The sequence below is a fragment of the Mesorhizobium sp. M1D.F.Ca.ET.231.01.1.1 genome (genome assembly GCF_003999155.2).
Classification (GTDB): domain Bacteria; phylum Pseudomonadota; class Alphaproteobacteria; order Rhizobiales; family Rhizobiaceae; genus Mesorhizobium.
In genome coordinates this window covers 103,061-127,698 of sequence record NZ_RZOZ02000013.1, presented here as the reverse complement: position 1 = coordinate 127,698, position 24,638 = coordinate 103,061, and the positions used below count along the sequence as shown (strand labels likewise).

Sequence of the window (24,638 nt, the reverse complement as noted above, 5' to 3'; positions counted from 1 at the left end):
GTCAGATTTCGATTCCTTCCTGCATGCGACCGAGCAGATCGCGATGACGCTCGATCTCGCCCTCGATCAGTGCCCTGGCGAGCGTCTTGAGCTGCTCGCCGCCCTCGAGCTCAGGGACCAGGTTCGTTATGAAATGCTGGAGAATGGGCACGGAGCGACGCAGGATGGCTGGCTCCGGAATGGCGGGCATGACGAAGTTGATCAGGATCTCGTCCAGCGATTCGCCCGCCGCTTCTCGAGAGGCCTGGAACTCCGCCGTCTCAGGCCTCTCTGCGGCAGCAGCCGCTTTCGTGCCCTGGGCGCGCTTTGCGGCCTGGTCGACGCCATTCATCCGTCGCCGGCTGATGGTTTGGTTGCGCACGCCTTCCGCCTGATGGACGTCACGGCCGGCAGTGTCCATCCTCGCCGAATCGAAGCGCGGCCCTTCGAGCCGGCGGTTCACGGATATTTCAGCGCGACCGTAGCGCCGCCCTTGGTCAGCAGAAGTTCCGTCTCGCCGATGTGCTTGATGGTCCAGCCGTCATCCGTGAACGCGCCTTCGTGATAGCGCGCGCCGTCGGCTGCGATGACGTAAGGCCGCTCGCCATACCAGATCGCCTGCAGCGTCAGGCGCGGCGCCTGCGGTGCGTTGCCGACCATGACGTTGGACACCAGCGGGACGCGGGTGCCGAACGCCTCGTCGAACCAGGATTGCGTTTCCGTCCAGACGCCGCTCTTGTCACTCGGGATCATGCCCGAAACCACCAGGCGGCCGGGCGATCGCTGGACCGTCACCGTGTTTATGCCGGACTGATCGAGACGCAGTTTGAGCTGGCTTTCCGCTTCGGCGACAGTCTGAATTTGCGCGGGCGATGAATCGTCCAGCACGCCCTGGCCTTGCTCGCCGGCAAAAGCCATTTTGACCTGGCCGTCCTGGGAAGAAGATGTCTGCGCGCCAATGTCGGACTTGGCGAGAGAGAACCCGTTGGCGGCGACGGAAACGGCGAAAACGGCAAAGAGAACGCTGCCCGCAACCAGCATCGGTCGGTTGCCGATCGACCACCGGTTCGGGGAGCGTTCCGGATTGACCAGCCGGATACGGGCATCGCCGATGCCCAAGATGATCGGCAACCTGCAGCGGCTGCCTTGACCTTGACGGATGATCTCGCCCGTGGCGAGCGCGACATCGCCGCCGACGGCTTCGACTTCAAACTGGCCGCCCTTGCGCCGCAGCCTGGCGTGGATCGGAGCGATGCCGGCATCTCTCAGGACAACGTCCGATTCGGTGCTGGAGCCGATCGTGTACAGGGGCTCGACCAGACTGAGTTCGGCACCGGCATGAAACCCGTGGGTTACGCTCAGCGCAACCGATTTTGCGGTTGCCGGCGACGGAGCGAGAATCGACGGGAGCCACCGCGCCGGCGCGGCATCCAGATATCTGCCGATAGGACTAGCGGTCATGCCACTTCATCTCCCCGCCGGTGAGGATTTCAAATGCAGCCGGACGATGGCGGTCGAAAATATCCGCCATGAGGTACGCCGCCGATTGCTCGCGGCGGCGCATGGGTTCGAGCATCTGCTGCGTCAAGCCTTCTCGGCCGACTCGCCGAGCGTCTTGGCGGTGCTCATCAGCATGTCGTGCTGGGATTTCGCCATCTCCTTGGTGATCTCCAGGCTGAACATGCGCTCCTGCTGCTTGATCATCTTGTCCAGGTTCTGTTCCGGCGACCCTGCAGAGCCGGACGTAATGGGAGGGGTGGCAGCCATCATTGTCTCCTTGAGGGGCTATTCAGTTTGCAAGCCTGGGCCCAGGCGGCCCGAGACTTTGCTATAACAACTTAGGGCAGGACGATCGGAAATGAAAGTCCACTTGGAATATTTGAGGCTAGTTTGTTCCAACTGTTGCGTTTCGGGCGTTCACGGAGTAGCCTGATCGACGGGGTTGGATGGGGTAACGGGAATGGAAAAAGGTCCTTTGGCGGAGCTGTTGGTCGAACGGTTTGAAAACATGCCGCCGCAACTGCGGGTGGCGGCGCGTTTCGTGCTGGATCATCCCAAGGACGTGGCGCTGATGTCGATGCGCGAGCAGGCGCAGCAGGCCGGCGTTTCGCACAGCACGATGATGCGGCTGGCTCGGTGGCTCGGCCTTGAAGGCTATGAGGACATGCGCAGCCTTTATGCGCGCGCGCTGCGTGAGACGACAGCCGGAGAACCGGCCCGACAGGGTGTCGAACGGCATGGCGATCCGGGATATTCGACGGCCGGCGTCGTTGCGGACTCTCTCGCTGCCCAGATTTCAAGCCTTGGCGAGTACGGCAACGCCATGCAGTTCGTCGCCGCCGCCGAGTTGCTTGCGGGAGCGCGCAATCTATTCGGTCTCGGCTCAGGCGCGGCTTATGCGATTGCGAGCCATTTCGTTCACATCATGTCGTTTGCGGCTGGCGGTGAGCGCAAGGTGATGCTTGTCGGCGAGATTGCCGGACAGGGTCTCAATGCGCTTCGGCATGCGGGGCGCGGCGACGTGCTCCTTGCTGTGGGCATGTCGCCCTATGAACGCATGACGATGGAGGTGGCGCGCCAGTCGGCCCGGCAGGGGGTCAGCGTGGTGGCGATCACCGACAGCAGCGTGTCGCCGCTGGCCCGGATCGCGCGGGAAACAATCATCGTGACCTCAAACTCGCAATCGTTCTTCCGAAGCATGTCGCCGGCGTTCGCCGCCGTCGAAATCCTGGCTGCGCTGACGGCGGCGCGGTCCGGAACGGATGCTGCGGAACAAGTGAAGCAGTCGGAAGAGCAGCTTGCTGCTTTCGGCATCTATTGGAAGCCCCCTCGATAACAGCGGAAGCGATCGGGGCGGGCGTGACGGCGGCCGGGCTGCCGGTGATAGTGATTTCCGGAGGTCGTCCAGATGGTTCGCCCGATAACGCTCACCAAGCCGCCGCTCCAGTCGCAAAAGGTCGATCCCAAGGCAAACGCGGCACAGATTGCGCGGCTGGAGGCGCAGGCAGCCGAACTGCGGGAACAGATCAGGCTTGCCAATAGAATGGGCGAGCGCGATTGGGCGGCGCAGGCCCGCCAAGAACTGGCTCAGGTAAACACGCAACTAAGCTCGTTTCAGCCGAACCCGGCAACGGCTCGGGCGACGCCGGGTGTCGTGAACGCCGGTAATGGCACATCCGGCAATGGCGCCACGGTGGCGCCGGCCCTCTATGTGCCCAGCGATCTCGCGTCGACGCCCCTGACGCTGGTGGACTTCGATGGCAGTCCGGCCAAGGATGATCCTGCTGCCGCGGCCACCGCTCGCAATATCGTCAACGACGTTACCGGCGGCAAGAGCATCGACCAGATTGCATCTGCCCGTCACATGACTCGCGAACAGGTCATCGCCGCGCTCAGATCCGGCGGAATGACCGTGTCCACCACCGACCCGACGAGCGGCAACGGCGACGTGCAGACGACGAAGATCACGGATGCCGGCGGTCGCACCGTCACGCAATATTACGACTACCAGCACGACAGCTACTATACGAGCGTCCAGGCACAACCCAACGGCGCGGCAACCACCACGCCGGTCCGCGACGGGCTCGGGCGCAAGGAGACCAACAGCTACAATCCCGATACCGGCGCCATCACGACGCGGTATGAAGACGATCTCGGCACCGGCACCGTCACCGAGCGGACGTCGCTGCCCAACGGCGCATCGGTGGAAACGGTGACGCCGGGCGCCGGACCTTCGCTTCCCGTGACCACCGTCACCGGTCCAGACGGCGGCAAAACCATTCTGAAGCCCTCCCAGGATCCAGGTGGCGCCAGCACGCAGAACATCAAGAACGGCCTTGCCGACGGAAAAAGCATCGACCAGATCGCGAAGGAAAACGACCTCACCAGCCAGCAGGTAATCGCCGAACTGCAAGCCGCGGGCTATAAGGTCACGACCGCCAGCAGCAGCGACGCGCAGTCGGTTGAGCTCGTCGACCCGCGCAGCGGCGGCAAGACCGTCTACTCTTACGACTATCAGCACGACGTACGCACCGTCACGACCACGGCGGACGGCAAGAAAACGTCGATATCCGTCGATGGCAAGGGAACCGAAACCAAGACCGTCACCGACCAGGACGGCCGGGTGACGACCACCACCACCGAGAAGATCAATGGCGGCAAGCGTGTCGAGTACGAGGTCAAGCCGAACGACAACCTGACCCTTATCGCGCAGCACTATGGCGTGACGCTGGATGATCTCAGGCGGACGAATCCTGAGCTTTTCAGCTCGTCGCGCGACCCGAGCACAATCCATACGGGCGAAAAAATTACGATCGACAACGGCACCCGCACGACGGTCGAGGTCACATTCAACGGCTATACGTTGACCACCAAGCCCGATGGCAGCATGACGCTGCACAACAACACCACCGGCACCGACCTGAAAATCGAGGCGGGGAGCACGCAGGAAGCCCTGGCCAGGACGCTGCTGGCGGTGAACCCCAACAGCAGCGATCCCAAGGTGGCAAAGGAGGGCGAGGTCGTGAAGACCTTCGTCGAGGGGCTGTTGGCAGGGGAGACCCTGCCCAGCCTGATCGATGCCGCGGAAAAGGCCGGACAGGACAAACAGGACCTGATCGACAAATACGACCTGGGTACGCCTGCCAAGCCCAAGCTTGATGGGCAGAACAGGGTTGTCGATCCATTCGGCGATCCACCCCAGGGCAACGCCCCCTCCGGGGGAAAATGGATGCCGATGAAGATAGATGGCGTCTGGAGGTGGGTCGATCCCCAAGTTGCCCAGGCCATCATCAACGAGAACGTCGCACTGTCGCGCATCACCGAGACGCGCGCTCTGGCCGGCCAGCGGCAGGAGCAGTTCAACGTCGATCTGCTCGATCCTGCCTATAAGGAAGCCGTCGACGGCGCGCAAACCATCATAAACAAGGCACTGGCGCCGCACGGCCTGCAATGGACGCCGCAGAAACCCGAGGGCAGCCTTGCCGATGCGCAGGCGCGGCTGACCAAAGCCAACACCCTTCTGCAAAACGCACAGGATGCCCGGGGCGAGTATGAGAATGCCGGGCGCGTCCTCAAGGATGCCATTGCCGGGCAAGGCAGGCTCACTCCTCTGGGCGATCCGAATGCGCCGTCGGCCAGGGCGCGGGGTACTCCCGACCTTGATCCGAAATACGACCAGGGCGTCTCCGACCATAGCGCCGTCGACAAGCTGTTTTCCGAGGTCGGCCTGCATCTGAGCAAGGGCGACAAGCTGACCATCGACTACCTGGTTGGGCAGGCCGAGCTCGCCGGCGTCCCCGCGGACTCCAAGGATTACAAGGACCTCAAAGCCCTACAGACGACGGCAGGCAACCAGCTCGAACTGGCTCAAGCCTACCAGAACTATTTCGACGCCCATGCCGATGCCGCACAGGTCAACGCGCGGCAGACGGACCTCGAGCAGAAGCTGGCTAACGAATATCTCAGCAAGCAGAACTTTAACTTTGACGAGAAGTACAATCGCATCAATGGCGACTACCTCGGGCACTACAAGAACTCGACGCTCGAGATCCGTGACGGCCAGCTCTGGGTGGTCAACCACTTCGACGAGGGAACCACTGAACAGCAGCTGACCTACGGCCTGAACGACAAGCATGTCAGGGGCGAATATCGCGATCGCCAGCTCAACAAGGACTGGCAGGCGCTGCTGGCCGGCTACGACTCCAACGCAAAAATGTGCACGGCAAATGGGCTGCAATCGGTGAGGTCCAGCGAGGAGCAGGCGGCAAAGAGCCTCAACGACGTGCTGGACCGGCAGCTCGGCGACAGCCTCGCCGATCTGAACGCCAAGCTGCCGACGCTGCAGACCAATTTCGACAACGCGCTGACGCATGACAAGCCGGGGTCGGTCGATGCTCCCGAAGGCACGTTGCCCGACGGCGTGCAGCCGGTCGAGATCAATGTCGGCGGACAGACGATCAAGGTGGCGCCGGAGGTTGCCCGGAACTATAACGAGCATGGGATCGATGCGCTGACCCAGGGCGGGAAGGCGATCTGGATCGACCTTGATACCAAGGATGACGACCCCAATGGCCGCTGGGTCGATCCCGAACTGGCGGTCGCCAAGCTCAGGCTGGAGGCGACAAGGCTTCAGATAAGTCAAATCCAGGATCTGCGCAGGCAGTTGCAGGGCTTCAACGACTATCACGAGCTTCGGCTCAGCGAGCCGTCTCTGCTGGCCGATGACAACACCACTGTCGACAAAACCTACCTGGACGAGCACGAGCAGCAGACGCTCGACGCCATCTATCAGCCGCGGTTCCAGCAACTGCTCGACAGAGGCTACGACAAGGAGTTCCACCAACAGTTCGGCAAGGATCTGGATACCACGGTAGCCAAAACGCTCGGCCTGGACAGTTCGACCGATGACGGCCGCGAGGCGATCGAGAATGTGACGGGCGAGATCCGCGATATCGGTGGCGACAACCCTTATGTGCGTCGCGTGCCGATCTTCTATGTCGACGACCAGGTCGGAACGCAGCAGGTGGCGCTGTTTGCGGTGCGCGACGGGGACGGCAACACGCGCTACGTCGACGCGACCGGCAAGAAGTTCGACGATCTCGGCGATTTCCAGGACAACAACAGCCAGTTTAGCGAGAACGGCAAGCTCGTCGTTCCCAAAGGCCTGGAAATGAAGGCGGGCGCCGACGGCAAGATCGCGCTCGAAGTGGTGAAAGCGCGCAACGTCTCGGTCTGGGACAAGGTTGTCGATCCGGTGGTCGGCATCGGCACCGGCATTGCAACCATCCTGTCGTTCACGCCGGCCGCGCCGGTCGCCGCACCGCTGGCCTATGCGGGCGCGGCCTATCTTGGAACGAGGGCCGTCATAAACGAGGTGAACCATCTCGACCATGGCGGCGAGTGGGACGATACCGAGTCAATGATGAACATCGCCAGTGCGGCGACCACGGTTCTGCCCATGGCTTCCAGCGGCCTTCGCACGATCGGCATGGCGGCGAAGAGTGAGTCATTCTTGGCAGGCGTTGTCGCCAGTCCCCGCGCCTTCGCCGGCAGCATCGGCGCAACACGGTCGAACTGGGCGTTGGCAGCCGAAACCCGCACATACATGCAGTCGAGCGCCGGACTGAACAAGGCGGCGTGGGGGATGGATGTCGGTTCGGTGATTGTCGGCTCACCGTTACTGGCAACATCCGCCTACGATCTCGCCGCCAACGGAGACCAGATGAACGGTCTCCAGTTTGCCAACGCGCTTACGGGTCTCGGCACCGGCATTACCGGCACGGGGCTCGGCATCCATGGTCTGCGGACGATGCGGCCAGGAACGGGCACGCAGGACTCCGACGCTCCCGGTGCTGATGCCAATCCGCCGCCCGGCGGCGACGGACCGTTCCAGCAGCCGCCCGGCGGCAAAGGACCGTCGCAACTGGCGCTGGAACCCGGCCCTTCGGGTCGTCCGATGGATGTGTATGAAATCGGCGCCGACGGCGTTTATCGGCCAACAGGAAAGCAGGTCTTCCACGACCCCAGCCACCCGGTGATCCCAGGAGAGGTGATCAAGACCGATGACGGCAGCGGCAATGGCTCGACGGCACAGCCGGGTCGCGATCCTGACGGCTCGACTGCCTCCGGCACACCGCACCCCGCCGACGGCGACCCCATCGTCGTGCCGGGTAAGCCAACAGGAAAGGACGGGTCGGTACGCCTCGTCTGGGACCCTGAGACACGCAGCTTTACCGGCATGCCCGACCGCGACACCAGCGGCTACGTCTACACCAGCGGCAAGGATCCGAAGACCCCCTCGGCCTATCTCGACGGCTTGACCGCCGAGCAGCTTGTGAGCCGCTATGAACAGGAGAAGAGCTACTACTCCAGCCGCGAGTTGGCCGAACGCTACGGCCCGGACGGGGTCCAGATACCGCGCACGCCGCTTCGCGAGACCCTGCCGGACTTCCGCGTCGGCGTCACGTTCCGGGCCCGGCTGAACACGGGCCAGGCGTTCGGGATCGGTTCGCCGACCGTTGCTGCCGTCGGCTTCGGCGTTGGTACCAAGACCGATTTCGGCATGATCGGATGGTCGATCGTCGACAGCGTCAGCCAGCGCAACCTGACACCGTTCAAGGACGCGCTCGGCACCCAGGGCGTCGTCTCATACCGGGCCCGCGAATACAGGAACATCACGGCCCTTCAGGCCGGCGTCTGGCCGGTTTCCAACCAGACAGCCTTGCCGGTGCGCAGCAGCGATCTTTCGGCGGCGGCCGGCAAGGCGGTGTTTGGCGATGCGACCGGCTACGGCGCCACCCCGCTGGATGCTGCCATTGTCGGGATGACGCCAGACGGTGAAGGCACGGTGGTCGAGATGACCTACACGCCCTCGCTCAAAGGCGAGGAGGCCGCGCTCGCACCGGGCCAGCATGATTTCTTCGGCGTGCCGGCCGAAAACAGCGCCGGCCATGTCGCGCTGCAGGGCACGCTTCCACTCGATCGCGTCATGACCGAGACCAAGGCCGGCATACGCCTGCCGATCGTGGCCAACCATGTGACGGCGGTTGACCAGATGCCGCGCATCGGTTTCGAGAAGCGCCCGGAACAGCCGGTCAAGGACACGCTCCAGCCTGGCGACATCGTCTCGAAGCAGGTGTACGACCAGATCCAGTCGGCGCTTGGCTCGACGACCCTGAAGATCCAGTTCGCGGTCAAGGACCCCGCCAAGGCATCAGAGCTCGTCGCAGCAATAGGGCAGGGAGACGGCATCCGTTCGATCCACGATCTCGTCAAGTCTGGTCAGATCGATCCATCGAATACGGTCTCCCTCGTCGACGAGCCGACGCTAAGCGGGTTCAGGCTCTCGGCCATACCGGGCAAGGCGCCCACGGCAGATATAGTCTTGCTGACCGGCGAGAAGGCTCGCGTCGTCAACCCCGAAGCGATGCTCGTCGACGTTATCTTCAACGACAGCAACAGGCTGCCGGGCCCGCTGGGTTTCAATCCGGACCGGATGGTCACATCCGCGACCTACAAGGTGAAGTCGACGCTACAGTCCTGGCTTCCGGCGCGTTTCCAATCCGATGGGGCGCCACAGTCCCGCTACATGGCAAGCGCCGGCAACATTTACAAGAACCTTTACGGTTCCGACGGCACTCCGGCGACACGCTACACGGTTTCGTTCTCCACGCCTCCGCTGCCGGCAGGCGCGGTGGCTTACAGTGCCGAAGTGAGATTCCAGTACAAGTCGAAGGCGGCCAAGACCGCTCCTTCGATCGCCAAGGGCGAAAACGCGACACTGACCTTCGATCGGGCCAATGGGCAAAGCGAAACGCTGACGGTCCCGGCCTGGCTTGCGCACGCAGTGGAATCCGGGCGCGACGGTGCCGCGACCGGCATCCCGAAGGGCGGCAAGGCGTCCTTCGACAAGCTCCTGAGCGGACTTGAGCAAAGGGCAGAGCCCGACCAGCTTGCCGCAATCGAGCAATTCAAAAGCGATTTCGGCCCGTCGATCGTTGACGGCGGTTTCATGCGCCAGAACGTCGCCGATGGCGTGCTGACATTCCTTTCCACGCAAGCGAGGCCGCCCGAAGCCGGTGGGGACGGCATCCGACCTGCGCCCAGGCCAGCGCCTCGAGGACAGGGATTTGCGCCGGATGGGTCAAAAGGCCCATCATCCACCAAGCCGCTTACACCCGACGAAATCGCCGCCAACCGCCAAGAGGCGGCAAGCCTGCTCGATGACATGCTCCCTCAGAGCCTCGGCATGCCGGAGGTCACCAAAACCAATCTCATCGACCAGATCAGCCGGTCCCCGACTTTGATGAAGCTCTTGCGCGACGCTCACGCGAAAGACGTGCGCATCGTAAACCCGGCGCGGAACGATCTCAGGATTTCCGACGCCCAGTCAGGCGACGACCTGACCGCGACCGGGTCACAATATATCGGCGACGTGGAGGTCGTCTTTGTCGACGCCGAGACATTCCGCGCTGACGACGCGGACGGCGACACCGTGCTTGCGGAGTTCGTCGACATGCTCGGCCACGAGTTGTCGCATGTTGGGGACGCTCCAATCGATCTCCATCCTGCCGATTTTTCAGATCGGCAGACCTATAGGGATGCGGTGGTCTCCGCCTATCTGAACGTCGAGGGCGAGGCGGGATTTGTTCAATATGCTGTTGCCGACGAGCTTGCGGCTAACGGCGGCAAGCCGGCAGCTATCCTCGGTGCCGACTGGAATTCCGCCCAAGCCGATGTCTTCGCCCGCTACAAGGCTGGCGAGATTGATCGAACACAAGCCGTTGACGAGATGGCGGCGCTCTTCGGGGATAAGGAGCCAAGCACTGCGGACGGAACCTACGTGGATTTCTACAGCCGGTACGCCGATGGCGTATATAACGAATATACCTCTTCTGGTTCTGGTCTCACCGGCGAAACTGGCCGTCCTGCGCCGGCAAACAAGGCTCCGAACAATGGACCGCTCACCCGCGATGGCGTCAGAGCCACCCCGCTTGACCAGGTGCCGGGTCTCCCCATGGGCGATTTCCAGCCGAACCAGGTTCCATGGCTCAAGCGCGAGCAGGTGGCCGAGCTGACGGAGCAGCAGTTCCGCGTCATGGACCAGGCGGGCTTGCTGCCCTATCTGACCAAGACCCAATTGCGCGGTATTCCGAAGGCGAAGACAGGCTATATTAACATAGCGGGCCTCGACGGAAAACAGGTCCCCTGGCTCACCGAGGGCCACATCCGCAATCTGACCGACCCGCAGTTCGGTGATCTCGGCAAGGCCGGTTTTACCCGTCTCCTGACGAAACCGCAGGTACAGGCGATCAAAGGAGACAAGGTCGGGTTCGTTGACGTATCCAAGTTGGATGGGCGCCAGGTTCCGTGGTTCAAGGGGGGCCAGGTCGCGAAGTTCACGTCACCGCAATTCAAGGACCTCGGCGAGGCCGGATTGCTGAAGAACTTGGTCGAGCACCAGGTCCGGGCGATCCCCGAGACCATCATCGGTTCGGTGGACGTGGCGAAGTTCGATGCCAGGCAGGTGCCGTGGCTGACCGGGAGGCAGATCCCGGCGCTGACCCGCGATCAGTGGGGCGCTTTCACCATCCACCACATCGAAGCGCTGACCCAGCCGCAGATCGAAGCGGTGACACCAAAGCAGTTCGAGGAAATGAGCCCCGGCCAGTTCCGCAAGTTCACGCCCGAGCAGTTCGAGTGGATGAGCGGGGATCAGACGAACGGCCTCTCCGTGCTGCAACTGACGACCTTTCGGGCCACCCACAAGAAGACGATGACGCCGGATCAGGCGACCAGCGTCGATCTGGCGCTGCGCCATGCCAGGATGCGCGAAAACGCTCAGGCGCTCGCCACCTTTGGCGGCATGTCGACAACTTCCTATGTGTTGTGGAGTTCGCTGCCCCCGACCTGGAGCGCAACGGCCGGAGCGGTGGCATTTGGCGTGCGAGGCTTCGTTTTCGGCACGCAGGCGATCTTCCCCAACGCAACCGCCAACAACAAGCCGTTCGGGCGATTCCTCAACGCGCTTGGCGGAGCCACATTCATTGCCGCGGCGCCGGGCGCCGCGACCGGGATGATCCAGGGCAAGGATCTTGTCGTCAACAGCACCTTCTCGCTCGGCAACGTCGTCTATGGCACGAAGTCGATGCTGCAGTCGTTCACCGGCAGGCCGGTGATCCGTAACCTGGCCGAGCATCTGGCCGGGCCCGGCTACGTGCTTGGCTGCGCCGTCTATACGCTGCACTCCTGGCCGGCTCCGATCGCCACAGTCGCCGGCACCATGTTCACGTTCGGCTGCGCGGAGTTCTGGGCGTCGGCCATAAGGACGGACCGGATGAATCGTCGTTCGGTGCCCCGAACCGATGCCGGTATCGCGGCGGCGGCAAAGTCCGACAAACGATGGGCCACAGCGGATCGATGGACGCTGGGCATCACCTTTGGCATCGGAATGCTTCTCTTCTCTCTGGACTCCCTGCTCGCGCAGCCCTGGGACGCGAAAACGACCCCTCCGCCCGATCCGAAAAAGCCGGATGACGATTCCTCGTCCCAGCAGCCCGACGATCATTCGGATGTTCCAGGTAAGCCGAAGACCCCGCCCGAAAGCTTCCCACAGCTCGTGGTGTCGGCGGATGACGGCCTGAATTTGCGGAGCAAGCCCGACGGCGATTCCGCCGCGGTGACGGTGCTGCAACCCGGCACGTTTGTCGAGCAGACAGCGAAACCCTCGACCGATCCGTCAGGAGAGGCCTGGATACCCGTCGAAGGTTTCGGACCGGACGGCGAAATGCACAGCGGCTGGGTTTCCGCGGACTATGTCGAGGTTCATCCCGCCGGCAGCAGCAGCTCCGAGGGCCGCACCAATCCGTCGCTGGAGAAAGGCGGCTATCGGTGGGTCGAGGTCAAGAATGGCGACAGCATTCGCCTGATCGCCAATGCGCATTCGGCCGATGTCGCCGATACGGTAGTGCTGAACATGGATCATATTCTGAGGCCGGATATGATTTTCTCCGGCGACCGCATCTATCTGCCGCTTGCGTCGGTGGGCTGAGACGGCGCGGGCTCGACTCGAGAGTCATCGGCAGGCTGCCCCTTGCCGATGCGCGCGGCATATGCATGCGCGATGCAACCCGCCAGCTTTGCCGCGCGCTCCGCTGTCGGATTCGATGGGTCGGAGGAGTAGGAGGCGGTGAACCGCAGGTCGGAGGGATGCCATTCGCAGTCGACGATGCGCAGGGCGCCGCTGGCGGTATGATCCTGGACGACTTCCCTGGGGAGAGAGGCGATACCGATCCCGTTCAGCGTCATCCTGATGGAAGCGGCCAGCGAATTGGCCGGAAAGATACGCGGCGTCGCTTCGAGCTCGCCCGTCAGCTTGCGGTAAAGCTCGCTGTAGGGTCTCGTCGTGCGCGCATAACTGATGATTGGGAATTGCATCAGGTCGTTCAGCGTCAGCTTGCCTCGGTTGGGCAGGTTCAAGGCGGGCGAGCAGACCCACACGAGCGGAAACGATGGCAGCTCCACGTTCTCGATATTGTATTCCAGGATAGGGCCCATCAGCACGGCAAGATCGAGCCGGTGGGACATGAGCTCATTGCGAAGGGTCGTCGTCGTGTCGACGACGATGTCGGCATCGACAAGCGGATAGTTCGCCTGCAATTCCTTGAGGAAATCAGGAAGCCATGTGTGCACGATGGTCTCGGCGATCCCGAGTCTCAGCACCCCTGCTGTTTCCGAAAGAGAGTTAGCCATCAACTGCAGCCGTTCGGCCACGCGCAGGACGCGTTGCGCCGGCGGCAGCAGCCTTTGTCCCTCGGCGGTCAGCCTTACGGTGCTGCGCTGCCTCTCGAACAGCTTGGCGCCAAGCGCTTCTTCCAGACCGGCGATTCGGGTCGAGACAGCTGGCTGTGTCGTGTTCAGGCGTTCAGCCGCCTTTCGGAAGCTTCCGAAAGTCGCCACCAGGAGGAAAGTTTCGAGCTGCTTGATGTTGAAAGGGATCACGTTTCAATGCCGGACAATAATCTGGGCGCCGATCTTCACTCGGTCATATAGGTCGATAACGTCTTCGTTGGTCATTCGAATGCAACCGGAGGAGTTGGCCTGTCCGACGGTCCATGGCTGATTGGTGCCGTGGACGCGATAAAGCGTATTGCCGATGTACAAGGCGCGCGCGCCCAACGGGTTGTTGGGGCCGCCCGCGACCCGAACGGGCAGGAAGCGGCCTTTCGATGCTTCCCTGGATCGCATTTCGGCCGGCGGCCGCCACTCCGGCCAGTCCTTCTTGCTCGAAATCGTGTCGCGACCCGACCACTCGAGTCCCTCCTTGCCGACGCCCACCGCATATCGCAGCGCCTTGCCGTTCCCCAATATGTAATAGAGGCGTCGCTCCGTGGTGTTGATCACAATTGATCCCTTCGGGTGAACCTCGCCGAAATCGACGACCTCCTTGGGGATTGCCGACCATGCCGGCCGCGTTTCTCCACCAGCGGCCTGGTCGGGAGCGGATGGCGAGATCAGCACATTTCGGGCTTGATCGTAGCTCCAGCTTCGCGGGTCGTAGCCGCTATTCGACTGACCCTGCGCCGGCGACATGGCGGCGGTCAACGTGGCGGCAACCAGAACCGACTCACCCAAGCCCCTGACGAGACGCGGGTCGATCAGGGTCCAGCGCCCTTGACTGCCCGCAGGAGCTATCAAGCTCGAGAGCAGGTTCTTGCGTGCTGCCACAGGGGCCGATCCCTTTCAAATTCGAGCAGGAAACCGGCAACCACGAACCGCTTCTGCCTGATTCCATGCGCACCATATCGCTTTGCTCGCCATTCGCAACATTTGGAACCAAGTATGCCTTGGCAGTCCAATTGGACTTCCAATTTGGCAACGCGCGCGATAGGATGAACGCGGCGGGTAAACCATGAGACGGGCGACGCGGGCTATCGCTCCGCTCCCCTGCGATAGGACCCAATGTTGACGGCACGCGGTACCTGCCAAGCGCACCGGTTGTCGAAAGCCAGCGCTGCCTTCGTGGCCGGCGGCCTCGCGGCCATGCTGATGTTCGGCCTCGCTGCTTCGCGGGCGGATGCCGCCGAGCCGCGCTGGCCCGCGGGTCCTTACAAATACATCACCATCGATCAGTCGGTGACGGATGCGCTGGTCGAGCTTGGCCGCAACATGCGGGTGCCGATGCGTGTCAGCAAGCTCGTAAAGGGGCGCCTGAGCGCCGGCATGCCGGTTGGAACGGCGCGCGAGTTTCTTGAAGAGATTTGCAATCGTTACGGCCTTGTCTGGCATTTCGACGGCATCGTCATGAACGTCGCCACCGAAGCGGAGGTCCAGACGGAGATGATTCCGCTTGATGCCAACACGGCTGCCGACGCGGAAGACCGGCTTTCGCGGCTGGGCGTCATCGATCCGAAGTTTCCGGTGAAGGTCTCCAGGCAGGACGATGTCGTGTCGGTATCGGGGCCGCCGTCCTACATCGAGCTCGTCAGGAAGACGCTCGGGGTTCCTGCCGCGCAGGGCAAAAAGCAGGAGCCGGGCAAAGTTGTTTCGGTCCGCGTTTTTCGCGGAAAGCAGGCGGAGGCGCAAACTGTCCCCTCCGGAAAACCGACTAAGGAATAGGAGGCAGGTTCATGCAGATCGCGCCGATTGGAGCCTTGGAGGCGACGCTGGCCAACTTGACCACCAGCATAAGCTCGCAACAGCAGATCAACGCCGGCGCGGCGGCGCAGCCGGGCAACCGGATGGTAGGCGCCAAGCAGGAAAAGCACGATGCCGCGCACCTCAACGCGCCAGAGCGCGGCGATGTCGCTGCACGCGCGGGCCAGCAGGTGGCGCAGGCGTCGTCCGGAGCCAATCCGGCAATGGCCGGACAGTCTTCCAAGTCGGAAAGGGCCGGGCCGATCGTCGAACGCAAACTCTTCGACTATCTGGCCGAGGTGGAGAAGGCTGGAGGAGGAGCGGTCACGGATCCCTCGGCCCTGTTGGGGTCCGCCGTCCAGTCGCTGGAAGGAACCATGCAGCAGGTCCAAAAGGCCCTCGGCAAGGCGAATACGCCGGCAAACGCCGAAACGGCCGCCACGCAGGATGCCGCGCCGTCAGGCAAGGAAGCGGAAAATGCACCGGCAAAGAATGCCGAGCAGCTGCTCGAACGATCCATTTCGGTGATGTGGGCGGCAGCCAATCTCGAGCTCGTGACGAGCAGCGTGAAGGCCGTGACGTCGTCCACCAGCACGCTGATCAAGCAACAATAGGCGCTGCGAAGTGCTCGTGCCCGAATTGGTCCTGCCGCGGCGGTCGGCGCTGTTCAGTCGATGTGTCGCGGGGTGCCGCGTCGCGCTTGTTCTCGTGGCCATGCTTTTGCTCCAGGCCTGTTCGGTGGAGCTCTATTCCAACCTCAATCAGCGGCAGGCCAACGAGATCGTGGCTACTCTGATGCGTCACGGGATTCCGGCACAACGCGAAGCCGGCAAGGACGGCAAGATGACGGTTTCGGTGCAGAAGGGCCGTTTCGCCGAAGCCATGGCTATCCTCGACGAAAGCGGCTTGCCCAAACAGGAATTCCAGACGCTGGGTGAGGTGTTCAAGAGGGACGGGCTTGTGTCTTCGCCGGTGGAAGAACGGGCAACGATGATCTATGGCCTGAGCCAGGAGCTTTCGCAGACAATCTCGGAGATCGACGGCGTGCTTTCGGCGCGCGTTCATCTTGTCTTGCCCGAGAACGACCCGCTGAGACAGCAACTGGTGCCGTCGTCCGCCTCCGTGTTCATCCGGCATCGCGCATCCGTGCCGATGAATGACCTGATCCCGCAGGTCAAGATGCTGGTGGCCAAGGGCATCGCCGGACTGACCTACGACAACGTCTCGGTCACACTCATTCCGGTTGCCGCGACAGCCCCTGAACCGGACTCCGAGGCCGGCTTCACGACCTTCCTTGGTCTCTGGCTGCATCCTGACAGCGTGGCGGCCGCGATGTGGCTGTTCTACGGCATGGCGGCGGCGATACTCGCGCTGGCCGCCCGGTTGGCGTACCTGCAGTGGTACCGACGGCCCGGTGTCTACGCCCTCGACGCTTCCGCAATACCTGTGAAGAAGACATGACCCGGGCCCGCTCGGAGCAAGCCGCCAGCCCGCAGTGGCAGGCATTCATGTCCGGACCCGCATCCTATGCGGACGCGGCCCGGCTGGCGGAGTGTTTTGACGGCATGATCAGCGAGGCTGCTTGCCAACGCATACTGCAGTCGCAGCGCCTGCATGAGCGGTTGTCGAAGCTTCTGCTGGAGCACTACCGGCTCTCATATGCAGCCGATGAACCGTCCGACGAAGTGGATCGGGCGATCGCCCTGTCGTCGGGCGAGGAGCTGGAGGAGCTCGCTCTTCGCTCGGGAGCAATCTACTGGGCGGGCAGTCTTGCCGCCGTCATTGACGGACGCGAGGCCGATGCGCTGCAGGCGGCGCTCGGCGCCGATCTCTGTACCTTCGCCGTCGCCAACCGCGACCTGGCCGGTCCAGTGCGGCCGTTGGAGCCCTTGGAAGATATCCGCAGTCGCATCTATGCCGACGGCGTGAGCTGCCTTGGCGGGTGGTGCCAGGCGATGTCTGGCGAAACCGGCACGCGCGTTCGCCTCAAGCTCATGCCGCACGAACTCATCGACCGGACGGTCGAGCCTTTCGTAGAGTGCGGTCCGGCGATCGTCCGGCGCGCGATGGAGCTGGCGTGATGGTCGAGCCCGGCCCTGCGACCACCGACACGCCAAGGCGGCCCTACGCCCGCATCCTGCGCGCCGCCGAAGCGCGCGCCTGGCAGGATGGCTATGCATTTCTCGATGGCGCGCGGCGTGATGCCCAGCAGATGCGTGACGCCGCCCGGCATGCTTATGCAGCCGAATATGCGCAGGGTTACGAGGACGGCAAGGCGCAAGGCGATGCGGATGCCAGCCAGCTGCTAAGCGAAACGGCTGTCAAGGTCGATCGCTATCTCGGTGGGCTGGAAGCCGAAGTCACCAGTCTCGCCCTCGAGGTCGTCAGGCGAATTCTGGGGGAATTCGACGTCGGCACGCTTGTGGCAAGGGCCGCAAGACAGGCCGTGACCGAAATTCGCCGAGCCAAATATCTGAAGATCCGGGTCCATCCCGCTTCCGTGGAAAGGGTTCGCGAAGAGCTGGACGCGGTGTTGCGCAAGAGCGATCTGGGCATGACGGTCGAAATCGACACGGACGATGCGCTGGCGCCGGCCGCTTGCATCCTTTCGACGGATGTCGCCGTCATTGACGCCAGCATCGACGCCCAGCTCGATGCCATCGCCGCGGCAATCTCGTCTAAGGGCGACGCGCCGGCATGACAGGTCCAGCCATCGATATCGAAGGTCGTCTGGCGGCCATCATTCCGAACCTCCGTTCCGGCCTGCGCGACGATGCCAGCCGCCCCCGGAAAGGCCGCGTGCGGCGGGTGGTCGGCACGGTCATTCATGCGACCGTGGAAGAAGCCCGGATCGGGGAGATATGTGAGCTGGTCGACCCCAAGGCCGGCAGGACGACCAAGGCGGAAGTCGTCGGGCTCATGGATGAGATGGCGATCCTTGTTCCGTTGGGCGATCTGACCGGCCTTTCAAGCCTGACTGAGGTCGTCGCGACCGGAAAGGACCAGATGGTAGCCGTCGGACCCGGCCTTCTGGGCCGCGTGATCAGCGCGTTCGGCGAGCCTTTGGATGGCAGGCCGCTTTCGCCGGACGGCATTGTCGGCAGCTATCCGGTCAATGCCTATCCGCCGTCTCCGCTGGAGCGCAGTTTGATTTCCGAGCCGATCCAGCTTGGCATCCGCGCCGTCGACGGGCTGCTCACCTGCGCGCGCGGGCAGCGCGTCGGCATATTCGGCGAACCCGGCGTCGGCAAGTCGATCCTGCTCTCCGATATCGTCAGCGGCACCGACGCCGATGTTGCGGTAGTCGCCCTCGTCGGCGAACGCGGGCGCGAGGTGCGCGAATTCGTCGAACACCAGCTTGGACCGGAAGGTCGGGAGCGGGCGGTCGTCGTCGTCGCGACGTCGGACCGGCCCGCCATCGAGCGCGTCAAGGCCGCTTATGTGGCGACCAGCATCGCCGAATTTTTTCGCGACCAGGGCAAGCATGTGTTGCTTGCGATGGACAACATAACGCGGTTCGCCCGAGCGCAGCGTGAAATTGGCCTGGCCTCGGGCGAGCCGCCGACGCGAAGAGGTTTTCCGTCTTCGCTGTTCGCGGTCCTGCCGCGCCTGCTCGAGCGCTCGGGGCCCGGCCGCATCGGGTCCATCACAAGCCTCTACAGCGTCCTTCTGGAAGGCGACGGAACGCTGGATCCGGTCGCCGAGGAAATCCAGGCGCTGCTCGATGGCCATGTCTTCCTGTCGAGCGAACTTGCGCAACGCAACCATTTTCCTGCCATCGACATCCTGCGCAGCAGGAGCCGCCTGATGGATGCCGTCGTGCCGTCGACACATCGGACCGACGCCGGCCACCTGCGCGAATTGCTCGCCCGCTACGCCGACATCGAACTTCTCTTGCGTGTCGGCGAGTACGAAAAAGGTAGCGATGCCGTGGCGGACGAGGCGATGGCGAAGATCGACGCCATCACCGCCTTCCCGCGTCAGCCGTCCGCCACGCACGAAAGCATCGAGAGGACTCGGCAATTGATGCGGGAGATCGTCGATGAAGGAGCGTGACATGATCGCCCGGTTGCGCGACCTCAGAAGTCGCCGTGAAGAGCGCGCCAGGGAAGATGTGGTCAGAAGGCACGCGGCTGCGCAAAGGGCGGCAAGGCAAGGCCAGGAAGCCGCCGTCGCGGTGACGGATCATCTCGAGCGCACGGTCGACGCCGAAGACACCGCCTTCGGGGCGCTCGTTGGACAGCCGGTAAAGGCCGCCAGGCTCCGCCGGCTTCAGGGGCGGTTCGAGGGCGCTGCGAGAAAAACCGAGCAGCTGCGGGAAACCGCGAAGATGGCAGCGCTCGCCGAGCAGCAACGCCAGGCGGAACTGTCGATGGCCCGCAATGATCACCGCGCGAGCATGAAGGCGGTGAGCAAGCTGGACAGGCTGTCGGAGCAACTGGCCAAGCGCAACGCGCGTCGTCGCTTGGCCCTCGCCGAGCTTTCCGAGGAAGAGGAGCGCGGCCAACCGCGCCCGCCCGCGGAACAATAGCCCAATTCGTGATCGACATGGATGTGATGCCTCAAGACTTCGCTCCGGCGAAAAGGAAAGCGCGGCTGAAACCGGCGAAACGGGCCGCCGCAGGCGCGGGCGCAGGAGCACGCCTGACGTTGCAAACTGTGGCGCCCGCGGATGTCGGAGCGGTGAACGCCTTCTACCGTCGCCGCGCCGCCGCACAGGTCGCGATTGCAGGCAAGACGGTGGCGATCGCAGCCATCTGGCCGGCGCCTAACTCTGCGGACCAGCCGCAGTGCGCGATTGGGTTCACCGCCGGCGATACGGTCGGGCAATTGCGCCTGCCGCTTTCAGTTGTCGAGCGAGGTCTCGCCGGGATCGACGGAACGATCGATATGAAACGGCTGGCGCCCGCGCATGCCGCACTGCTGCTGGAGACTGCATTCGAAGACGATCTCCAATGGATCGAGGGCAAGCTGGATGAGAGGATCGAGATCACCTCGGTCGCGCTGGGAAATGCCGTCTCAGGCGAGACTCCTTTCGCTTTTGTCCTGACCGGCGTGGATGAGACGATAGGCTGCGTCTTGACCGCGAATGACGTCGGTCTTGCCGTACGGATCGGCCGCCTTCTCGACGAACTGGACAAGACCAGACCGCCGATCCCGGCTGAATTTCCGCTGCCGGTCTGCCTGCGGCGCGGACCGCTTGCGATCAATCTTGGCGAGCTTCAAAGCCTGCAGGTCGACGATGTGGTGCTTTTCAGCGATGCGGAGGAGGGGCGCATGGCGGCGCTCGTCATTGCCGAGCGCCTTTATGCGCCGGTGGCCCTGACAGCCGATGGCCCGCAATTGCTCGCCGCGCCGACCGCCATCGCTGGATCGAATTGGGAGTGGACCATGAACCAGAACACGCAGCCGCCAGCCGGGCAGACCTTGGAAGAATCGACTTTGGACGAGCTGCCGGTCGCGCTTGCCTTCGAGGTCGGCCGCACCGCGATGCCGCTTGGAGAGGTGAGGCAACTTGCGCCTGGCGCCATTGTTCCGCTCGCCGATGTAGCTGAGGCGACGGTCGACATCCTCGCCAACGGCAGGCGTGTCGGTCGTGGCGAGATCGTGCGGATCGGAGAAAGCCTGGGCGTGCGGATCGTCCGTATGTTCGACAATGCTTGATAACTCGCCCAACCTGCTTGGAATTCTAATCGCCGTCGGTGTGGTCGGGTTGCTGCCGCTCGCGGTCGTCACGATGACAGGCTTCCTGAAGATTTCGGTGGTGCTGTTTCTCATCCGCAATGCGCTCGGCGTTCAGCAGATGCCGCCAAATCTGGTGCTCTATGGCATTGCGCTCGTGCTGACGGTCTATGTCACCACGCCATTGCTGAGCGAAATGTCGGGCCGGCTTCAGGAAGGGCAGGTCCAGTTCCAGACGACGGATGACCTTGCCAGGGCGGCGCAATTGGTCAGGGAACCATTGCAGCGCCACCTCATGAAATTCACCCAGCCGCAGGAGCGCCAGTTCTTTCTCGACGGGACGAACCGTCTGTGGCCGGAACAGGCCCGGCAAAATCTCAAGGACGACGATCTGTCGATCCTTGTCCCTGCCTTCGTCGCATCCGAACTTACCCGGGCCTTCGAAATCGGCTTCCTGCTTTATTTGCCTTTCCTCATCATCGATATCGTTGTTGCGAACGTCCTCATGACGCTCGGCATGATCATGGTTTCGCCGGTCCTTATTTCGATCCCGCTGAAACTGTTCCTCTTCGTCGCCATAGACGGCTGGTCGCGGCTGATGCATGGCCTCATCCTGAGCTATGGCTGACGCCGCTGGGGGTTTTGCATGAGCAATGACTTCATCCTGGCGAAGGTCCAAGGCGCGCTTCTGACGGTGTTGCTGGCATCGAGCCCGGCGATCATCGCGGCGCTGGTCGTCGGCATCCTCGTCGGTCTTGCCCAGGCGCTGACTCAGATCCAAGACCAGTCGCTGCCGCAGACCATCAAGCTCGTGGTGATCCTGTTGGTCATCATGGTGTTCGGTCCGCTGCTCGGCCAGCAGATCGCGCAGCAGGCCTCGACGGCGTTGGACGAGTTCCCCGTCGTCACGCGTTGAGGCACGCTGATGCCGATTGAGCCGCTCTTCACCTCGGTCAAGGAGCTCCAGTTCTATCTCCTGGCAGGCGCTTTCGCGCTCGCCCGAATGACCGGGTTCATGCTCCTGATGCCGCTCTTTTCGCGCGTGCCGCTGTCAGGCCTCCTGCGCAGCGGCGTGGCGCTGGCGCTGGCGGTTCCGATCTTCCCGATGATCGTCCACAAGCTGACGAGCACCGATCTCCAGACGACGATGGTCGTGCTCTACATGCTCAAGGAGGTCGTGGTCGGGGTAACGCTCGGCCTGGCGATGGGAATACCGTTCTGGGCGGCGGAGGCCGCGGGCGATATCCTGGATTTGCAGCGCGGTTCCACGATGGGGACGCTGATCGATCCGATGATGACCCATGAGACCGGTGCCACCGGCACCTTCCTCGCCGTCATCATGGTCACGATCTACCTCGCGGCCGGTGGCCTGCAACTTTCCCTGACCAGCCTCTACGACAGCTACGGCCTTTGGCCGATCGACCGACTTCTGCCCCTGTTCAGCCAGGACGCGGCCGGGATCTTCCTCGGCCTGCTGAACCGCATTCTGGTGATGGCGCTGACCCTCGTTTTCCCGCTCGTCATCAGCATGCTCTTGTCCGATATTGTGCTGGCCTTCCTGGCGCGCGCGTCGCCGCACCTCAATGTTTTTGCGCTTTCGCTGGTCGTCAAGACACTGGTCTTCAGCCTGGTCTTTGTCCTCTACGCGGCTTTTCTCCTCTCGTACATGAACCGCGACCTCGGCTTCCTGCGCGAGGCAGGCCGTCAGATACAAGCGATCGGCTGCCTAAGCTGTCAGTGAGAGTCAGTATGTTTATGCAAAAATGCTAATAGTAGAGCATTCGCTGGCTAACCAATAAATACAATTTATCGAAGAGGAAAGATTCTGACGATTTGACAACCGGCTGGCCCGCCGATGATCTTACGCTCTTTCGACGTGTCTGTGAAACGTGCATACTCTCGGACGCCATGCCTCGCCTGACCACTTCATTGTTCTATGACAATTTGCGACTGGTCGATGCAGATAAGCTGCGCAGGCTGGTTAGGATGGGCGCTTATGAAGGGTATACGGGAGGGCTTGCGAGCGGCAAGCTTCAAGCCAATGTCGTGATTGTGCCCAGCCGCTTTGCCGGCGATTTCCATCAGTTTTGCGTGCGCAATCCTAAAGCCTGTCCATTGGTGGGGGTAAGCCGTGCCGGCAGCCCGCTGATGCCGACTTTAGGCAACATCGACATCCGTACCGATGCCCCCCAGTACAACATCTATCGTCATGGTGAGCTCACCGGTCGCAGGACGGATATCATCGACCTGTGGCGGGATGACTTTGCGGCATTTGCGCTCGGCAGCTTGCTTACCGTCGAAGCGGCATTGGTCGAAAAGGGCGTAGCGCTCCGCAGCGTTGCCAGCGGCAAGGCGTTGCCCAAGTTTCGAACCGGAATCGAGACTTGTCGCGCCGGTCCCTTTGGTGGCGAAATGGTCGTTTCGATGCGCCCGATAAGGCGTTGCGATGTTGACAAGGTACGCGCCCTCACGGCACGCTTCCCGGACGCCCACGGCTCTCCAATCCATGTCGGAGACCCCGCGATCATCGGAATAGAAGATTTGATGGCGCCCGATTGGGGCGAAGCGGTAGAAATCATGGAAGGCGAGGTCCCCGTCTTCTGGGCCAGCAGCCTGACCGCTCAGGATGCGCTTGCCCGTGCCGAACTCGCGATCTCGATCTCGGTATCGCCAGGGCATATGTTGATCACTGACGTGAATGCTCGAGCGGACGCGGGAGCTTTCAAGGTCTACTAGCTCCGGCATCCAGCCTTAGAGCAATTCCAGGAAAAGTGTCTACCGGTTTTCCGTCCGGAATTGCGTAAAAACAAATACTTAGAGCGGTTCGGCGATTCTATGAATCGCTGAAGCGGTCTAGGCGGACATATCCTGGAGGCCGCCATCATTTGGGAGTAGGGGGCACACGGCGGCGGCAATTTTCGCCGCCGTTTTGAAACGTCGCCTCTCGATATCTGACGCGCTTCATGACCCTCCCGCGCTTTCGCCCAGGATGAGGAGAAGCTCGTCCAACTGCTCGAACTGCTCGGGCATCCCACCTTCCATCCCGGCGATGGCTTCGTCGAGAGCTTCCTTCGAGGGATAGAGTTCGTGCAGGACCAGCAACGTTTTGTCGCCTTTTTCCTCGAAGGTCACCGTGGTCACGGCGCCGTCCTCACTTTCCTCATTTGTCCAGACGAGGCGCGAGTTCGGTATCACCTCGAGGTACTTACCCACGAATGCCATAGACTCAGAAGCATCGTGGCCAAACTCGACACGGTACCTGCCTCCGACCCGAACATCCATCTCGCAGGAAAGCATAGGCACGCCTGTCGACTTCGCTGCCCACCACCGTATGAACAGCTCGGGCCTGGTCCACGCCGCGAACACGACGCGCGCCGGGCCGTTGAAGGTCCGCGTGATGATCAGCTCACGCTCGGACTTCCGTACGACCGTCGTGCGATTGTTCATGCGGGTGGGCTCACGATCTCTTCTTTCGTCCATCGACCTTCTCCTTCCGTTTCAATTCCTCGACAACTTTGTCCAATTCGTCGAACCGCGCGTCCCAGAGCCGGCGGTACCCCTCGATCCATGCCGCCTCTTCCTCCAATCCGCGTAAGCCGAGCTTGCAGGTTCGCACGCGCCCGACCTTCTCCGTGGTGACGAACCCCGCCTGCTCCAGGACCCCGACGTGCTTCTTCATGCCCGTGAGGGTCATGTGGAACTTCTCGGCAAGCTCCGTGATCGAAGCGTCTGCACGCCCGAGCTGCTCCAGAACGCCGCGTCGGGTGGCGTCTGAGAGCGCGGCGAACGAGGCGTCGAGGCGGACTGTTAAATACTGAACCATGTGGTTCAGTATTTAACGC

The 24,638-nt window shown here is 62.7% G+C and carries 22 protein-coding genes; 14 read left to right on the top strand and 8 right to left on the bottom strand.

The genetic code is table 11. The features are described 5' to 3' along the window. Position 1: 1 nt before the first annotated feature. The 4 genes from EN874_RS27375 to EN874_RS27365 are packed head-to-tail and all read right to left on the bottom strand — an operon-like array spanning position 2 to position 1,746. Entirely contained in the window at positions 2-442 is a 441-nt protein-coding gene (locus EN874_RS27375; protein WP_245513704.1) for a hypothetical protein, read from the bottom strand. Beyond that, positions 439-1,440 carry an EscD/YscD/HrpQ family type III secretion system periplasmic domain-containing protein gene (locus EN874_RS27370; RefSeq protein WP_127428420.1) on the bottom strand — a complete coding sequence of 334 codons (1,002 nt, stop codon included), beginning with the start codon at positions 1,438-1,440 and terminating at the stop codon, positions 439-441. The genes EN874_RS27375 and EN874_RS27370 overlap by 4 nt, the downstream gene beginning before the upstream one ends. After that, positions 1,430-1,567, bottom strand: a complete 138-nt coding sequence (locus tag EN874_RS33855) for a hypothetical protein (RefSeq protein WP_168247630.1) — start codon at positions 1,565-1,567, stop codon at positions 1,430-1,432. Before EN874_RS33855 ends, EN874_RS27370 begins: the two co-directional genes overlap by 11 nt. Then, positions 1,564-1,746 carry a hypothetical protein gene (locus EN874_RS27365; protein WP_126085472.1) on the bottom strand — a complete coding sequence of 61 codons (183 nt, stop codon included), beginning with the start codon at positions 1,744-1,746 and terminating at the stop codon, positions 1,564-1,566. The genes EN874_RS33855 and EN874_RS27365 overlap by 4 nt, the downstream gene beginning before the upstream one ends. A 220-nt stretch (positions 1,747-1,966) precedes the next feature. On the opposite strand from EN874_RS27365, the gene EN874_RS27360 reads away from it, so the two are divergent. Further along, positions 1,967-2,815 (top strand): MurR/RpiR family transcriptional regulator, encoded by an 849-nt coding sequence (locus EN874_RS27360; protein WP_245513703.1) that lies wholly within the window; start codon positions 1,967-1,969, stop codon positions 2,813-2,815. 72 nt (positions 2,816-2,887) lie between these two features. Further along, on the top strand, positions 2,888-12,529 hold the full coding sequence (locus tag EN874_RS27355) for a LysM peptidoglycan-binding domain-containing protein (RefSeq protein WP_127428422.1): 9,642 nt from the start codon (positions 2,888-2,890) through the stop codon (positions 12,527-12,529). Here EN874_RS27355 and EN874_RS27350 read toward each other — a convergent pair. Both EN874_RS27350 and EN874_RS27345 read right to left on the bottom strand, forming a co-directional pair. Continuing rightward, on the bottom strand, positions 12,502-13,479 hold the full coding sequence (locus EN874_RS27350; protein ID WP_127428423.1) for a LysR family transcriptional regulator: 978 nt from the start codon (positions 13,477-13,479) through the stop codon (positions 12,502-12,504). The two genes, EN874_RS27355 and EN874_RS27350, sit on opposite strands and share 28 nt — an antisense overlap. A 3-nt stretch (positions 13,480-13,482) precedes the next feature. After that, on the bottom strand, positions 13,483-14,205 hold the full coding sequence (locus tag EN874_RS27345) for a L,D-transpeptidase (RefSeq protein ID WP_245513702.1): 723 nt from the start codon (positions 14,203-14,205) through the stop codon (positions 13,483-13,485). 234 nt (positions 14,206-14,439) lie between these two features. Between EN874_RS27345 and EN874_RS27340 the strand changes: the two genes are divergently transcribed. The 12 genes from EN874_RS27340 (at position 14,440) to EN874_RS27285 (ending at position 23,532) form a co-directional block, all read left to right on the top strand. Then, positions 14,440-15,096, top strand: a complete 657-nt coding sequence (locus tag EN874_RS27340) for a type III secretion protein (protein ID WP_245516199.1) — start codon at positions 14,440-14,442, stop codon at positions 15,094-15,096. A gap of 11 nt (positions 15,097-15,107) precedes the next feature. Continuing rightward, positions 15,108-15,728 (top strand): hypothetical protein, encoded by a 621-nt coding sequence (locus tag EN874_RS27335; RefSeq protein ID WP_127428424.1) that lies wholly within the window; start codon positions 15,108-15,110, stop codon positions 15,726-15,728. Positions 15,729-15,744: 16 nt separating this feature from the next. Next, positions 15,745-16,575: a type III secretion inner membrane ring lipoprotein SctJ gene (gene sctJ, locus EN874_RS27330; protein WP_245513700.1), complete on the top strand. Its 831-nt coding sequence runs from the start codon at positions 15,745-15,747 to the stop codon at positions 16,573-16,575. Positions 16,576-16,622: 47 nt separating this feature from the next. After that, on the top strand, positions 16,623-17,195 hold the full coding sequence (locus EN874_RS27325) for a SctK family type III secretion system sorting platform protein (protein WP_189394140.1): 573 nt from the start codon (positions 16,623-16,625) through the stop codon (positions 17,193-17,195). Continuing rightward, a complete protein-coding gene (gene sctL / locus EN874_RS27320) occupies positions 17,195-17,815 on the top strand; it encodes a type III secretion system stator protein SctL (protein WP_127428426.1) in 621 nt (206 codons plus the stop codon). The genes EN874_RS27325 and sctL overlap by 1 nt, the downstream gene beginning before the upstream one ends. Continuing rightward, on the top strand, positions 17,812-19,170 hold the full coding sequence (locus tag EN874_RS27315; RefSeq protein ID WP_127428427.1) for a FliI/YscN family ATPase: 1,359 nt from the start codon (positions 17,812-17,814) through the stop codon (positions 19,168-19,170). The genes sctL and EN874_RS27315 overlap by 4 nt, the downstream gene beginning before the upstream one ends. Before the next feature lies 1 nt (position 19,171). Beyond that, entirely contained in the window at positions 19,172-19,645 is a 474-nt protein-coding gene (locus EN874_RS27310; RefSeq protein ID WP_127428428.1) for a hypothetical protein, read from the top strand. Between the two features lie 152 nt (positions 19,646-19,797). Then, the gene (gene sctQ, locus EN874_RS27305; protein WP_168247629.1) at positions 19,798-20,778 is read left to right on the top strand and encodes a type III secretion system cytoplasmic ring protein SctQ; all 981 of its coding nucleotides are present in this window, start codon (positions 19,798-19,800) and stop codon (positions 20,776-20,778) included. Beyond that, positions 20,771-21,424, top strand: a complete 654-nt coding sequence (sctR, locus tag EN874_RS27300; protein ID WP_127428430.1) for a type III secretion system export apparatus subunit SctR — start codon at positions 20,771-20,773, stop codon at positions 21,422-21,424. Before sctQ ends, sctR begins: the two co-directional genes overlap by 8 nt. Positions 21,425-21,442: 18 nt before the next feature. Beyond that, positions 21,443-21,712, top strand: a complete 270-nt coding sequence (locus EN874_RS27295; protein ID WP_127428431.1) for a flagellar biosynthetic protein FliQ — start codon at positions 21,443-21,445, stop codon at positions 21,710-21,712. Positions 21,713-21,721: 9 nt separating this feature from the next. After that, complete coding sequence (gene sctT / locus EN874_RS27290) at positions 21,722-22,537, top strand: type III secretion system export apparatus subunit SctT (RefSeq protein WP_127428432.1); 816 nt, start codon at positions 21,722-21,724, stop codon at positions 22,535-22,537. Positions 22,538-22,704: 167 nt separating this feature from the next. Next, positions 22,705-23,532: a DUF1445 domain-containing protein gene (locus EN874_RS27285; protein ID WP_127428433.1), complete on the top strand. Its 828-nt coding sequence runs from the start codon at positions 22,705-22,707 to the stop codon at positions 23,530-23,532. Positions 23,533-23,757: 225 nt separating this feature from the next. Here EN874_RS27285 and EN874_RS27280 read toward each other — a convergent pair whose 3' ends face one another. Both EN874_RS27280 and EN874_RS27275 read right to left on the bottom strand, forming a co-directional pair. After that, positions 23,758-24,276 carry an SRPBCC family protein gene (locus EN874_RS27280; RefSeq protein ID WP_210236008.1) on the bottom strand — a complete coding sequence of 173 codons (519 nt, stop codon included), beginning with the start codon at positions 24,274-24,276 and terminating at the stop codon, positions 23,758-23,760. After that, positions 24,254-24,619 (bottom strand): metalloregulator ArsR/SmtB family transcription factor, encoded by a 366-nt coding sequence (locus tag EN874_RS27275; RefSeq protein WP_127428434.1) that lies wholly within the window; start codon positions 24,617-24,619, stop codon positions 24,254-24,256. Before EN874_RS27275 ends, EN874_RS27280 begins: the two co-directional genes overlap by 23 nt. Positions 24,620-24,638: the final 19 nt, after the last annotated feature.